This window comes from Actinophytocola algeriensis, assembly GCF_014203735.1.
In the GTDB taxonomy this organism is placed as follows: domain Bacteria; phylum Actinomycetota; class Actinomycetes; order Mycobacteriales; family Pseudonocardiaceae; genus Actinophytocola; species Actinophytocola algeriensis.
The window spans coordinates 230,732-243,761 of the sequence record NZ_JACHJQ010000002.1; the positions used below are offsets into that span (position 1 = coordinate 230,732).

The following is a 13,030-nucleotide window of genomic DNA, read 5'->3' on the forward strand; positions in this document are numbered from 1 at the left end:
ATCACCGTGAGCCATGACACGACCCGCCTGTACCCGCGAGCGGTCACAATGCGCCCATGGCTACGACAACACTGGTGACAGGCGGCGCGGGCGGCATCGGCCGGGCGTGCGCCGACTGGTTCCGGGACCGGGGCGACGAGGTCGTGGTGCTGGACCGCTCCCTGGGCCACGACGCCGCGGACCCGGCCTCGGTCGCGTCGCTGCTGGCGGACGTCCCGTCGGTGGACGTGGTCGTGCACGCGGCGGGCTCCGTGGGCAAGGGCGGCATCGAGGACCTGGATCTCGCGGAGTGGAACCGCGTGCTGACCGACAACCTCACCTCGGCGGCCGTGGTCACGAGCCAGGCCCTGCCCAGGATGCGGGCTGGTGGTTCGGTGGTCCTGTTCAGCTCGGTCAACGGCCGCCACGGCGGCAACGAGCTGTCGGGCCCGGCCTACGCGGTGGCGAAGGCAGGCATCATCGGCCTGACCCGCCACCTGGCGAAGCACCAGGCAGGCCGGGGCGTGCGGGCCAACTGCCTGGCCCCGGGCCCGGTCACCACCCCGATGCTGGACCGCCTGACCACCGACGAGATGGCAGCCCTGATCGCGTCGGTGCCCCTGGGCCACGTCACCAGTCCGGCGGAGATAGCGGGCACGGTCGGCTGGCTCTGCTCCCCCGCCGCCGCGTCGATCACCGGCACGGTGATCGACGTGAACGGCGGCCTGTGGATGGGCTGACCCCGCACTCCCACGAGGAGGCGGCCTGAGGGACGAGAAGCCGCCTCAGGTGGTCAGGCAGAACGGATGCCCCGCGGGATCGGCGAACACCCGGAAGCGCTCCTCCGGATTGGGCAGCCGAGTGGCCCCCAGCTCGATGGCCCGGGCCTCCCCGGCGTCCAGGTCCTCGACCTGGATGTCCAGGTGAGCCTGCTGCGGCGCGGCCGGGTCCGGCCACCGAGGCGGCGTGAACTCGGCGACCTGCTGGAACATCACGCTCTTCCCGCCACCGGAGATCATGGCCCCCTCCGACCCCTCGTACACGACCTCCATGCCCATCAACGCGCTGTAGAACCGGGCCAGCCCCGCGGCGTCCGGCGCGTCGATGTTCACCGCGAACAGCACGATCCCCGGCCCGATCCCCTTCTTGCGACAGAGGTCGAAAGGGTGCCCGGCGGGATCGGCGAGCGTGATCCAGTGCGCGCCGTCGTCGGACCCGGTGGCGAGCCGGGTGGCGCCAAGCGACTCCGCCCGCACCGCCGCGGCCTCGTTGTCCTCGACGAACAGGTCCAGGTGCATCTGCTGGGGCGCGGCCGGGTCGGGCCACCGCGGCGGCACGTGGTCCGGCGCCTCCTGGAGCGCGATCTCCTGCCCGTCCTCGGCGCGGATGGTGATCCAGCCATCCACGTCGCGCACGACCTGCCACCCGGTGAGAGCGGTGTAGAACTCCGCGAGCTTCTTGATGTCCGGCGCGTCGAACGCCGCCAGCTCCAAACGTCCTGTTACAGCCATGCGGACATCATCCTCCAGGCACCGACAACGAGACATTCGACGTCAGCGACCGTCGCGCGCGCCCGCAAGTTCGTGTTACTGTTGGTAACAGTAAACGGAGGTAACATGACTACGCACCAGAGTGTGGCACAGCGGCTGCTGGACTCGGCCGAGACGTTGTCGTACGACCCCGTGCGCGAGGTCGACTGGGAGACCCCGCTCGACACCGCCCACCACGGCGCCAGCCCGGAGTGGAGCACCCTCTACGGCACCGCCTACTGGGCCGAGATGACCCCCGAGCAGCAACGGGCGCTCACCCGCCAGGAGGCCGCGTCCGTCGCCAGCACCGGGATCTGGTTCGAGATGATCCTGCAGCAGATGGTGCTGCGGGACTTCTACGCCAAGGACCCCACGGACCCCGCGTTCCAGTGGGCGCTGACCGAGATCGCCGACGAGTGCAGGCACTCGATCATGTTCGCGCGGGGCGCCGCGAAGCTGGGGGCACCCGCCTACCGGCCGAAGCGGCACGTCATCGAACTCGGCCGCGCGTTCAAGGCCATCGCGTTCGGCGAGGCGGCCTACGCGGCGATCCTCGTCGCCGAGGAGGTCCTCGACGTCATGCAGCGCGACTGGATGCGCGACGAACGCGTGGCGCCCTTCGTCCGCACCATCAACAACATCCACGTGGTCGAGGAGTCGCGGCACATGAAGTTCGCCCGCGAGGAGACCAGGGAGCGGCTGCGTGGCGCGGGCAGGCTGCGCAAGCAGGTCAACGCGCTGGTGGTGTCGATCGCCGCGTACCACATCGTCACCAGCATGTGGAACGACAAGGTGTACGCGAACGCTGGCCTCGACGAGAAGCGGGCGCTGCGGGAGGCGAAGGCCAACGAGCACCACAAGTCCATGCTGCGCTCCAGCTGCGCCGGCCTGATGGAGTTCCTCGACTCCTGCGGTCTGCTCACCCGGTCCGCCATGCACTTCTACCAGCGCGCCAACCTGATCTGACGTCATGGCGTTCGCGATCACGCAGACCTGTTGCACCGACGCGTCGTGCGTCGCCGTGTGCCCGGTCAACTGCATCCACCCCACGCCGGACGAGCCGGACTTCGGCACGACCGACATGCTCTACGTCGACCCGCGCACCTGCATCGACTGCGGCGCCTGCGCGGACGCGTGCCCGGTGGACGCGATCTTCCCGGTCGACGCGCTGACCGAGCCCTTGAAGTCCTATGTGGACATCAATGCCGAGTACTACGAAGGCAAGGCGCTGCCCGACATGGACGCCTCGCCGAACTTCCACGCGTGGGGCCCGCCCTCGTTCCACCGCCTCATCCCGAGCGACCTCGCACCGCTGGACGTCGCGGTGGTCGGCACCGGACCCGCCGGGATGTACGCGGTCCAGGACCTCCTGTCGCACACCAACGCCTCCGTGACGCTCGTCGACCGGCTACCGGTCGCGGGCGGCCTCATCCGGTTCGGCGTCGCGCCCGACCACCCGGCCACGAAACGGATCGGCGAGGTGTTCGCCCGGTTCCACAGCCATCCGCGCCTGCGGCTCCGGCTGGGCGTCGAGGTCGGCCGGGATGTCACGGCCGACGAGCTGGCGCGGCGGCACGACGCGGTGATCTACGCGGTCGGGGCGGCGGTCGCGCGCGACATGGGCATCCCGGGTGAGGACCTCGCGGGCAGCATCGCCGCGACGACCGTCGTCGGCTGGTACAACGGCCACCCCGACGTGCTGGCGGACGCGGTGGACCTGTCCGCGGAGCGGGTCGTGGTGGTGGGCAACGGGAACGTCGCGCTCGACGTGGCGCGGATCCTGACCGCGGACCCGGCCACACTGGCGGGCACGTCGATCGCGCCGCACGCGCTCGCGGCGCTGCGGTCGAGCAAGGTCCGCGAGGTCGTGCTCCTCGGGCGCAGGGGGCCCGGGGACGCGGCGTACACGCGGCCGGAACTGCTCGCGCTGACCGGGCAGGACGCCGTGGACCTGGTCGTCGACGCGCACGACCCGCGGGCGGGCGCGGCGGAGGACGGGAAGGCCGCGCTGCTGCGGGACGTGCGGCGGGAGACCGTCGACTGGTCCGCCGCGCCACCGCACGGACGCCGGCGCATCGTGCTCCGGTTCCACGCCACCCCGGCGGCCGTCATCGGCGACGGCGAGGTGCGGGGACTGCGGTTGACCGACGGCGTGGAGATCACCACGGGTCGGGTCGTCCGCGCGATCGGCCACCGCGCCACACCGCTGTCCGGGCTGCCGTTCGACGACGACAGCGGCACGATCCCGAACACCGGCGGACGGGTGCGGCCGGGAACGTACGTGGTGGGCTGGGTGAAGCGCGGCCCGTCCGGCGGCATCGGCGCGAACAGGGCGTGCGCCGAGGAGACCGTGGGCGCACTGCTCGCGGACGCGGCGGCGGGCCTGCTCAACCCCACCCGGGGGCGCGGGCGCCGGTTCCTCCGGCGCTGATCAGGGCCTGCTGCCCACGCCCGTCCGCAGCTCGCCGACCCGGCCCCCCGGGATCTCGGGTGCCAGCGGCGGTGTCGGCAGTCCCGCACCGTCGCGCAGCCCGGCCAGGAACTCGGCCAGCACGTCGGCGGCGTCGTGCCGCGGCGTCCAGCCCAGCTCGCTGTGCGCGCGGGTCGAGTCCATCAACGGCATGTGCAGCACCGCGTCGAACAGCCCGGGCGCGGCGGGCGACAGGTGCAGCCGCCACGCCGCGACCACCGCGGCACGGACCGGCCACGTGGGCAGCCGCACCACCCGTGCGCCCAGCAGTTCGGCCAGCAGACCGGCGTCCACCACCGGGTCCGCCGCGAGGTTGAACGCGCCCCGCGCGTCGCCGAGGACCGCGAGCCGATACGCCTCCGCGGCGTCGTCGGTGTGCAGTGCCTGCATCCGCAGGCCCGGCAGGTCGGGCACGACCGGGATCAGCCCCGGCCGCACCAGCTTGTTCGGCAGCAGCGGCCCCGCGAACAGCCTGCGCTGCTGGCTCGCGGACGCGCGCTGGAACAGGAACGCCGGGCGCATCCGCACCACCCGCACCTGGGGGTGCCGGGCCTCGAACGCGTCCAGCGCCCGCTCCAGGTACGCCTTCTCCCTGGTGTAGGCCGCGTCCGGCCACCCGTGCGCTGGCCAGCTCTCGTCGACCCGGCGGTCCTTCGGGCCCGGCGAGTAGGCACCCACCGACGACGCGTGCACCAGCGCGGGCACCGCGTTGCGGGCGACGGACTCGAACACCCGGAGGCTGCCGAGCACGTTGGTGCGCCAGGTGACGAGCGGGTCGCGCGCGGGCTGGAACAGCCACGCCAGGTGGATCACCGCGTCCGCGCCGGAAATCACCCCATCGAGTGCGTCCGGGTCGTCCGCACCGAGGTCGGTGGTGACCCACCGCAGTTTCGGCACGTCCCATTCCGGCGCACGGCGCGCGATTCCGGTGATCGTCTCGACCCGTTCGTCCGCGCTCAGCGCCCGGACCACGGCGGTGCCCACGTTGCCGCTGGCACCCGTCACCACGATTTTCATGACGGCACCTTGTCTGTAGCTCGTCGGACCGGGTGGCTACCCGGCGCACCGACGGCGAAACGCAGCATCACCGGCGGAAAAGTGGGTAGCCATCCCGAGGAGACCACCGACGAGTCTCGAAGGAGGAGCGATGTCCACCACTGCAGAGACCGGAAACGTGACCGGTACGCAGGACAAGGACTACAACATCATCTGGTTCGTGGAGGCGTGCCTGAGCAACACCCTCCGCCTGGAGACCTACATCCAGGACGCGGAACGCGAAGGCGACGACGAGCTGGCCGAGTTCTTCCGCCGCGCCCAGGCCGAAAGCCGCAAGGGCGCCGAGCAGGGCAAGGCGATGCTCGGCAGGAGGCTCTCATCCTGACCCGCGACACAAGGCCCCGGTCGGACGGCGTGCCGACCGGGCCTTCCCTAAGATCTTGCGCCGTGGCCACCTTCTCTGCCAATGACGGCACACGGCTCGCCTGCCACAGCGCAGGCTCGGGAGCCCCGCTGATCTGCCTGCCGGGCGGCCCCATGCAGGCATCGGTCTATCTGGGGGACCTTGGCGGCCTGTCCGCCCACACCAACGTCATCCGCCTCGACCTGCGCGGCACCGGCGACTCGGCGATTCCGGCCGACCAGGAAACGTACCGGTGCGACCGGCAGATCGAGGACGTCGAGGTGCTTCGGACCCACCTCGGACTCGATCGGATCGACCTGCTCGGGCATTCCGCGGGCGGCACGCTCGCGCTGCGGTACGCCACCCGCCACCCGGACCGCGTCCGAAGACTTGTGCTGGTCAGCCCCAGCCCGAGACCGGTCGGCATCGAGATCACCGACGCGGCCCGCCGCGAGGTCGCGGAGCTGCGCCGTGGCGAACGCTGGTTCGCCGACGCCTTCGCCGCGTTCGAACGGATCTGGACCGGCGACTTCTCCGGCGCGAACTGGACCGCGATCGTCCCGTTCTCGCACGGTGTCTGGGACGCGGGCCGGCAGGCGTTCGCCGCCCGTGAGGCCGAGCAGATCAACGCGGACGCGGCGGCGGTGTACTACTCGGCGAACGCGCTCGACCCCGACGCCACCCGCGCCGAGCTCAGCAGCCTGACCGCACCCGTGCTGATGGTCGTCGGCGAGTACGACGTCGGGCTCCCGCCGAAGTGCGCCGCCGAGTTCGTCACGCTGTTCCAGTCCGCACGACTGGTCGTGCAGCCCCGCGGTGGGCACTTCCCGTGGCTGGACGACCCGGCCTGGTTCGTGCCCACCGTGGCTGAGTTCCTGCGTTAGGCGGGACCGGCGCCCAGCGCGGTGGCGGCCGCGACCACGTCCACCAGACCGGTGCCCTTGTCATAGCTCGACAGGTACGGCCCGGCCTGCTGGTACGGCGCACCGGCCGCGAAGCGGTACGCCGTGGACTTCAGCGTGTCCTCGATCTGCCCAGGGCTCGCGCCGGGCGCGGCCTGGAACAGCTGCGCCACGATGCCCGTGATCTGCGGTGCCGCCATCGAGGTGCCGCTGATGACGTTGTAGGTGCCCAGGTCCAGCGCACCGGGCCCGTTCACCGGCTGCAGGCCGGTCGCGCAGATCGGCAGGTACAGCCTGCACGCGGACAGGATGTTCTCGCCAGGCGCGGAGATGTCCGGCCACGTGGCCTGGTCAGCGGCGGCGCCCCGCGAGGAGAACTCGGACACGGCGCCGTCCCGGGTACCGGTGCCGAGATCGTTGTACGAGGCGACCGACAGGACGCCCGGCGTCGGGTCGGTGCCCGCCGGGTTGGACAGGTTCTCGGACCCGTCGCCGCCGTCGTTCCCGTTGGCCCACACCGTGACCACGCCCTCCGCGGCCAGCTGACGCTGGATCTTCACGGTGGCCGAGTTCGGGTCGAACTCGCCGCCGCCGGACGGCCCGTACGAGTTGTTGATCACCTTGATCGGCGGGCAGGTCGAGGCGGGCACCCCGGCGCCGCACGGCGCGGCGTGGTTCTCGAGCACCCAGTTCAGCGCGGCGTCGGCGCCGACGATCAGCAGCGCCGCGCCGACCGACAGCGAGACGATCTTCGCGCCCGGCGCGGAACCGCCGACGGTGGTGCCGTTGCCCAGCGTGTAGGGGGTACCCGCGGCGATCCCGTTGACGTGCGTGCCGTGCCCGCCGACCGCGAGCAGGTCGGTGTCGACGGACGTGGGCACGTCGATCAGGCAGTTCGTGGTCGCCTCGGTGAGGCACACGCCCTTGAGGCTGCGGACCACGCGGGTCTTGCCGTCGGCGCCCTTGAAGGCGGGGTGCGCCGGGTCGATGCCGCTGTCGATCACCGCGACGGACACGCCGGTACCGTCGAGCTTCGCGCCGTTCGCGCCGACGAGCGTCTGCTGCGCGACACGGCTGCGGGTCGCCGTGGTGCCGGAACTCGCGAAGAACGTGATCGGGTCGTTGGCCTCGACGTAGGTCACGCCCGGCAGCGCGCGGACCGCCCGGACCTGGGCCGCGGTGCCCGCGGCGGCGACGACCCCGATCCGCCGGAAGCTCGTGATCTCGGTGAGCCCGGCCTGCCCGGCCGCGGCCTTCGCCGACGCGAGGTCGGTGCCGTGGACGAGGACCGTCATCGGCAGCGCGGCCGCGGCGGCGTCCAGCGTCGCGGAGAGTGACGCCGACAGCGGCGCGAGCACGGGCGGCGCCGCGGAAGCGGGTGCTCCCAACGGAATGAGGAGTACCGCGGCGGCGGCCGCGCCCAGCACGCGTGCGGACGCACGCCAAGTACGACGGATCATCAGCCCTCCAACCTGCGGCAACAGTCACTCCACTAACGAGTGACCCTCAAACAGGTGACGCACAAATACGATCACCGACGTTCGTTGGTGTCAAACCAACCACTCGGCATGTCAGGGTTTCTTCAACAGGTGCCCCGGTCCCCCTTGGAGCAACACATGCCTGCCTTACGTCGGACAGCCCTGCTCACGTCCGTCGGCGTCGCGCTCGGCGCCGCCGTCTTCCTGGTCCCCAGCGCTTCCGCGGACATCCCGCCCGGCTACTACGACGCGGCCGAGGGCAAGACGGGTGCGGAGCTGCACGCGGCACTGCACGAGATCATCGGGAACGGCACGCACCTGACCTACGACGAGGTGTGGGACGCGCTGAAGGTCACCGACGAGGACCCGGCCGACGCGGCCGGCGTGATCATGGTCTACAGCGGTGCGTCCATGCCGGAGAACGCCAACGGCGGCGACGCCGACCAGTGGAACCGCGAGCACACGTGGGCGCAGAGCCACGGCGACTTCGGCACGTCCCCCGGTCCCGGCACCGACCTGCACCACCTGCGCCCGTCCGAGGTGGGCGTGAACTCCATCCGCGGCAACCTCGACTTCGACAACGGCGGCTCGCCGGTGGACGGCGCGCCGGACAGCCTCGTCGACGAGGACTCGTTCGAACCCCGCGACACCGTGAAGGGCGACATCGCCCGCGGCATCCTCTACATGGCCGTCCGCTACGACGGCGACGACGGCTTCGCCGACCTGGAGCCGAACGACTCGGTCGGCAACGACTCGGCGCCGTTCATGGGCAGGCTGTCCGTGCTGCTGGAGTGGAACACGCAGGACCCGCCGGACGCCTCGGAACAGGCACGGAACGACCTGATCCACTCCCAGTACCAGAACAACCGCAACCCGTTCGTCGACCACCCGGAGTGGGCCGACGCGATCTGGTGAGTGAGGCCTTCGGCACCAGCTCGAAGACCTGGCCCTGTCCGGTCGAGTCGCACGGCGGCTGGAACACCGGCGCCCAGTCCTCGTCCGACGCGTCGAGCACGCCGAGGCATGGTTTCGCGCGTGGTGGTGCCGGGACCTCACCGCAGTGCCAACAGAATGTCGACCGGCCGCCCGTCGAGCAGCACCTCGACCGCACCGAGCAGGTGGAACTCCGCGGCCATCACACCCCGTGAATTCGTTGACCCGTCAAGGATTCCAGTCCCGGCGTCGCACCACCGTCAACGGGTTCTTGGGCACCGAAACTTCCGGAGAATTTTCCACAACAGAAGCACCACATCATGGTGTATACAGTTCGCACATCCGGTACGGTGTCTTTTCACAGCGACGGGAAAGGCCGAGCCCCCGCCTCCCGCCCGCCGCGACCGTTTCTCCGTGGGGGCAGACTGCGATGGGCGGACCGGCAGGCGCACCGAACGACATCGGCGTCCGGCTCGAGGCGATGCGTGCGCTGGACTACGAGTTCGCGACCGACCACGCCGACGACGGCTCGATCGACGCGCTCGTCGGCGTCCGCGTCCACCACGGCGTGATCGACATCCTCGAGCTGTACGGCGAGGACGAGGCCACCGCGACCCGGCTGCCCGACAGCGAGCCGAACATCATGCTGGCGCGGACCGTGCTGTGGCACACCAGGGGCACGGCCTACGAGGTGATCGACGAGCTGCTGTCCCTGCCCGACCCCGAAGCCGGCGGCGGCTCCGGCAGCGACCAGCGGGAACGCCGGGTCCGAGTGCACTCCGCGCTGCGCCGCGGCAGGCGGTGACCGGTCAGGCCGTCGTGTCCCGCACGAACCACCGACAGGAATCGGACATCGCGCGGTACCCTCGGTGACGGGTCGGGGCGACTCCTGGGGGATTCGTGTCACGTCAGAAAATCGTGTTCGTGGCCGGTGCCGTGCTGGTCGTCGTGATCACCGCGCTGGGTGTGCTGCAACTGCTACCCGCCGACAACACGGACAACACTGACGGCACCGACGCCGCGCCGGTCGCCGAGGCCGAGGACCCGCCACCGTCCGCGCTCGAGGTGACCAGCGCGTTCCTGGACGCCTTCACCTCGGGCCGGACCACCGCCGCCGCCGCGCTGACCGACGACCCGGCCGCCGCCGACACCCACCTGGCCGCGGTGCTGAAGTCGCTCGCCCCGACGTCCGTGACCGCGAGCAGGGACACGCTCACCGACACCGCGAACCAGCGGTTCACGCTGACGTGGGAGCTGGGCACCGGCCACACGTGGACCTACGAGAGCGCGCTGCGGCTCGTCGAGGGCGACGGGTGGCGCGTGCACTGGGATCCCGCGCTGGTGCACCCGAAACTCACCGCCGGGCACAGCCTGGCGGTCCACGACCAGGCCGGACAGCCCGCGGTGCTCGACCGCGACGGCGCGCCGCTGCTGACGTGGACCGCGACCGGGACGACGGCGGCCGCACCGCCTGCCGCGCCCGTGCTGCTGCCACGCATGGGAGAGGTCGCGGCGAAAGGCGCCTGGTACGTCGCGCTGACCGACGCGGCCGGCAAGGACGTCGAGGTGGTGCACGGCGCCAAGGCGGCGGCACTCACGTCGACGGTGAGCAGACCGGTGCATCAGGCGGCACAGGCGGCGGTGGACGCCCAGGACCTGCCGACGATGCTGGTGGCGATCCAGCCGTCGACGGGTGACCTCCTCGCGGTGGCCCAGAACGGTTCGGTGGACAGCGGTCCGGTCGCGCTGCACGGCCTCTTCGCGCCAGGCTCGACGTTCAAGATCGCCACGGCGACCGCGCTGATCGAGGCGGGCGCGGCCGATGTGGACACGGTCGTGCCGTGCCCCGGCTCCGCGACCATCGGGCAGCGCACCGTGCGCAACGCGGACTCGTTCGACCTGGGCGAGGTGCCGCTGCGGACGGCGTTCGCGCGGTCGTGCAACACGAGCTTCGCGACGACCGCGGCGGACCTGCCACTGGACGCGCTCCCGAACGCGGCGAACCAGCTCGGTCTCGGCGCCGACTTCGTGATCCCGGGCGTCGACACGGAGATCGGCGGCGTCCCGGTCGCGGTGAACGGCGTGCAGCAGGTGGAGAACAGCATCGGCCAGGGCCAGGTGCAGGTGAGCCCGTTCGGCATGGCGGTGATGAGCGCGACCGTGGCCGCGGGGCGGGCCGTCACACCACGCCTGTGGGCGACGCTGCCGACCGAGGTGACGGCGGGCTACGAGGCGCCGCCGTCCGGGGTGATCCGGTCGCTGCGCACGATGATGCGGTCGGTGGTGACCTCCGGGACGGCGACGGAACTCGCGGGACTGGGCCAGGTGCACGGGAAGACCGGCACCGCGGAGACCTCCGGCAGCGCACACGGCTGGTTCACCGGCTACCGCGACGACCTCGCCTTCGCCGTCCTCGTCCAGGACGGCCAGTCCTCGTCGACCGCGGTCGCGGTGACGAGGAACTTCCTGACCGGCCTCGGCTAGTGTCCTGGGTCGAAAGTCCGGCTCAGAACACTAGGAACAGGTGATCGTCGCGTCGGCCCAGTCGGCGTGGTCGTAGCGCGGTCCGTCCACTGTGGGCAGTGCTGCCAGGTGGACGTACCGCAGCCCGGTGACGTTCGCGGTGACGCGTTTCGGCGCGTCGGTGCCGCGGACCACGCCGGTGGTCGCGAGCATCGAGCCGCCGCCCCACACTTCGAGGGTCACGCTGCCTTCCGCGCCGGTCTCGTCGTCGACGCCTGCCCAGGCCTGGAAGCTCGTGCAGCGGCCGCCGAGGTAGTACCGCACCTCGCTGCGGGCGTGCACGCCGAGGCCGCGGGCGTAGGTGGTGCCGCCGATCGTCAGCGTGCGGCCGTCACCAGCGGCGCGTTCGCCGTTGCTGCGGTCGCGTTCCACCGGGCCCCACGCACTGGCGGACAGGCTCGCGGGCAGCGCGGACACCTGCGTGGTGCCGACGGGCGGCGCCGCGAACGTGCCGGCACGGCTGACCCGGTACACGACGGTCGCGTGCGCGGGCACCGACGCGCTGATCGTCCCCGTGCTCGTGGTGACCGCCTTCGTCCACAGGTCCTTGAGCTGGTAGGACGTCGCGTTGCCGAGCCCGGCCGCGGCGGCGGTCGTGCCGATCGTCGCGGTGGCACCGGTCTCGTTGAACAGCGCGACCGCGACGTCCCCGTCGTCGAGCGGCTTGGTCAGCACGTGCAGGCCGTTCGCGTTCGAGATCTCCTCCCCCTGCACGCCGAGCCCGTCCTGGTTCAGCGCGATCACGTCGCGGTTGGTGAGGATGTCGAACGTCGCCTGGTCGACGCCGCGCAGGTCCGAGCCGATCAGCAGGGGCGCGTTCATCATGGCCCACAAGGAGAAGTGGCTGCGGTACTCGGTGGCGGTCATGCCGCCGTTGCCGACCTCGAGCATGTCCGGGTCGTTCCAGGCGCCGCGCTGCGCGTGGTGCGCGAGACCGACGTTGGCCTTGAAGATGCCGAGCATGCTGCCCCAGTTGTCGGAGATGTCGCCGGTGGTGCGCCAGCTGTTGCCGACGGGCTGCGCCCAGTCCCACGGTGCGTTCTGGCCCCATTCGCAGATGGAGAACAGGATCGGCCTGCCGGTGGCGCGGAGCGCGTCGCGCATCCTGGTGTACCGCTCCTGCGCGGACTGCCCGAGGTGGTCGCCGCAGTTGTCGTACTTGAGGTAGTCGACACCCCAGGAGGCGAACAGGTTCGCGTCCTGCTGTTCGTGGTTGATGGCACCGGGAAAGCCGATGTCACTGCAGGTCCTGGTGCCCGCACTCGTGTAGATGCCGAACTTGAGGCCCTTGGCGTGCACGTAGTCGGCGACGGCCTTGATGCCGTTGGGGAAGCGCACCGGATCCGGCACGAGGTTGCCTGCCGCGTCGCGTTGCGGCAGCGCCCAGCAGTCGTCGAGGTTCACGTACTGGTACCCGGCGTCCCGGAGCCCCCGTGCGACGAAGATGTCGGCGATCGCGCGCACCATCTGCTCGTTGAACTCCGCACGGCAGTGGGTGGCGTTCCAGTTGTTGAACCCCATGGCGGGTGTCCGCGCGAGCCCGTTCTCCACCGCCACCGCCCTCGGCGCGGTCGGCCCCGCGGAAGCCCCGACCACGGTCGCCAGCAACAGGACGACAACCACACCCAACCCGGCCCGACGCGTCATTGCGCAGCCCCGATCCTCGCGTACCCCAGTGCCCTCGGCACCATCATCGTCGAACGACCGCACACGTACGGTCAATACTCGACAACAGAACGTGCGAATTTGGTTGAACCACTCCCCCGGTGTGCGAAGTGCGCCCGGGAGCCAGCTCAGTGGCTCGATCAAGTGTTGTT

General features: G+C 71.2%; 13 protein-coding genes. 9 read left to right on the forward strand and 4 right to left on the reverse strand.

Translation table 11 applies throughout. The features are described 5' to 3' along the window. Positions 1–56: 56 nt before the first annotated feature. Positions 57–719 (forward strand): SDR family NAD(P)-dependent oxidoreductase, encoded by a 663-nt coding sequence (locus FHR82_RS07360; protein WP_184809539.1) that lies wholly within the window; start codon positions 57–59, stop codon positions 717–719. Between the two features lie 45 nt (positions 720–764). Here the strand turns inward: FHR82_RS07360 and FHR82_RS07365 are convergent, their stop codons facing one another. Next, positions 765–1,490, reverse strand: a complete 726-nt coding sequence (locus tag FHR82_RS07365) for a VOC family protein (protein ID WP_184809540.1) — start codon at positions 1,488–1,490, stop codon at positions 765–767. A 105-nt stretch (positions 1,491–1,595) separates the two neighbouring features. Here FHR82_RS07365 and FHR82_RS07370 point away from each other — a divergent pair, with 105 nt between their 5' ends. Then, the gene (locus FHR82_RS07370; RefSeq protein WP_184809541.1) at positions 1,596–2,474 is read left to right on the forward strand and encodes an AurF N-oxygenase family protein; all 879 of its coding nucleotides are present in this window, start codon (positions 1,596–1,598) and stop codon (positions 2,472–2,474) included. Between the two features lie 4 nt (positions 2,475–2,478). After that, a complete protein-coding gene (locus FHR82_RS07375) occupies positions 2,479–3,939 on the forward strand; it encodes an FAD-dependent oxidoreductase (protein ID WP_184809542.1) in 1,461 nt (486 codons plus the stop codon). Here FHR82_RS07375 and FHR82_RS07380 read toward each other — a convergent pair whose 3' ends face one another. After that, complete coding sequence (locus tag FHR82_RS07380) at positions 3,940–4,995, reverse strand: NAD-dependent epimerase/dehydratase family protein (protein WP_184809543.1); 1,056 nt, start codon at positions 4,993–4,995, stop codon at positions 3,940–3,942. Positions 4,996–5,125: 130 nt separating this feature from the next. Between FHR82_RS07380 and FHR82_RS07385 the strand changes: the two genes are divergently transcribed. Further along, positions 5,126–5,359 (forward strand): hypothetical protein, encoded by a 234-nt coding sequence (locus tag FHR82_RS07385; RefSeq protein ID WP_184809544.1) that lies wholly within the window; start codon positions 5,126–5,128, stop codon positions 5,357–5,359. Between the two features lie 62 nt (positions 5,360–5,421). Next, entirely contained in the window at positions 5,422–6,261 is an 840-nt protein-coding gene (locus FHR82_RS07390; RefSeq protein WP_184809545.1) for an alpha/beta fold hydrolase, read from the forward strand. Here FHR82_RS07390 and FHR82_RS07395 read toward each other — a convergent pair. Continuing rightward, entirely contained in the window at positions 6,258–7,739 is a 1,482-nt protein-coding gene (locus FHR82_RS07395; protein ID WP_184809546.1) for a S8 family peptidase, read from the reverse strand. The genes FHR82_RS07390 and FHR82_RS07395 overlap by 4 nt on opposite strands. Before the next feature lie 156 nt (positions 7,740–7,895). Here FHR82_RS07395 and FHR82_RS07400 point away from each other — a divergent pair, with 156 nt between their 5' ends. The 4 genes from FHR82_RS07400 (at position 7,896) to FHR82_RS07415 (ending at position 11,174) form a co-directional block, all read left to right on the forward strand. Further along, positions 7,896–8,672 (forward strand): endonuclease I family protein, encoded by a 777-nt coding sequence (locus FHR82_RS07400; RefSeq protein ID WP_184809547.1) that lies wholly within the window; start codon positions 7,896–7,898, stop codon positions 8,670–8,672. Next, positions 8,669–8,905 (forward strand): hypothetical protein, encoded by a 237-nt coding sequence (locus FHR82_RS07405; RefSeq protein ID WP_184809548.1) that lies wholly within the window; start codon positions 8,669–8,671, stop codon positions 8,903–8,905. The genes FHR82_RS07400 and FHR82_RS07405 overlap by 4 nt, the downstream gene beginning before the upstream one ends. 215 nt (positions 8,906–9,120) lie before the next feature. Then, positions 9,121–9,495 carry a hypothetical protein gene (locus tag FHR82_RS07410; protein WP_184809549.1) on the forward strand — a complete coding sequence of 125 codons (375 nt, stop codon included), beginning with the start codon at positions 9,121–9,123 and terminating at the stop codon, positions 9,493–9,495. Between the two features lie 95 nt (positions 9,496–9,590). Further along, positions 9,591–11,174, forward strand: a complete 1,584-nt coding sequence (locus tag FHR82_RS07415) for a penicillin-binding transpeptidase domain-containing protein (protein ID WP_311770943.1) — start codon at positions 9,591–9,593, stop codon at positions 11,172–11,174. Positions 11,175–11,204: 30 nt separating this feature from the next. On the opposite strand, the gene FHR82_RS07420 is transcribed toward FHR82_RS07415, so the two are convergent. Further along, positions 11,205–12,860: an NPCBM/NEW2 domain-containing protein gene (locus FHR82_RS07420; RefSeq protein WP_184809550.1), complete on the reverse strand. Its 1,656-nt coding sequence runs from the start codon at positions 12,858–12,860 to the stop codon at positions 11,205–11,207. Positions 12,861–13,030: the final 170 nt, after the last annotated feature.

Excerpts from the sequence above, each read along its gene's own strand:
- FHR82_RS07360 (WP_184809539.1), top strand. The coding sequence starts at position 57 with ATGGCTACGACAACACTGGTGACAGGCGGCGCGGGCGGCATCGGCCGG.
- FHR82_RS07365 (WP_184809540.1), bottom strand. The coding sequence starts at position 1,490 with ATGGCTGTAACAGGACGTTTGGAGCTGGCGGCGTTCGACGCGCCGGAC.
- FHR82_RS07370 (WP_184809541.1), top strand. The coding sequence starts at position 1,596 with ATGACTACGCACCAGAGTGTGGCACAGCGGCTGCTGGACTCGGCCGAG.
- FHR82_RS07375 (WP_184809542.1), top strand. The coding sequence starts at position 2,479 with ATGGCGTTCGCGATCACGCAGACCTGTTGCACCGACGCGTCGTGCGTC.
- FHR82_RS07380 (WP_184809543.1), bottom strand. The coding sequence starts at position 4,995 with ATGAAAATCGTGGTGACGGGTGCCAGCGGCAACGTGGGCACCGCCGTG.
- FHR82_RS07385 (WP_184809544.1), top strand. The coding sequence starts at position 5,126 with ATGTCCACCACTGCAGAGACCGGAAACGTGACCGGTACGCAGGACAAG.
- FHR82_RS07395 (WP_184809546.1), bottom strand. The coding sequence starts at position 7,739 with ATGATCCGTCGTACTTGGCGTGCGTCCGCACGCGTGCTGGGCGCGGCC.
- FHR82_RS07400 (WP_184809547.1), top strand. The coding sequence starts at position 7,896 with ATGCCTGCCTTACGTCGGACAGCCCTGCTCACGTCCGTCGGCGTCGCG.
- FHR82_RS07410 (WP_184809549.1), top strand. The coding sequence starts at position 9,121 with ATGGGCGGACCGGCAGGCGCACCGAACGACATCGGCGTCCGGCTCGAG.
- FHR82_RS07420 (WP_184809550.1), bottom strand. The coding sequence starts at position 12,860 with ATGACGCGTCGGGCCGGGTTGGGTGTGGTTGTCGTCCTGTTGCTGGCG.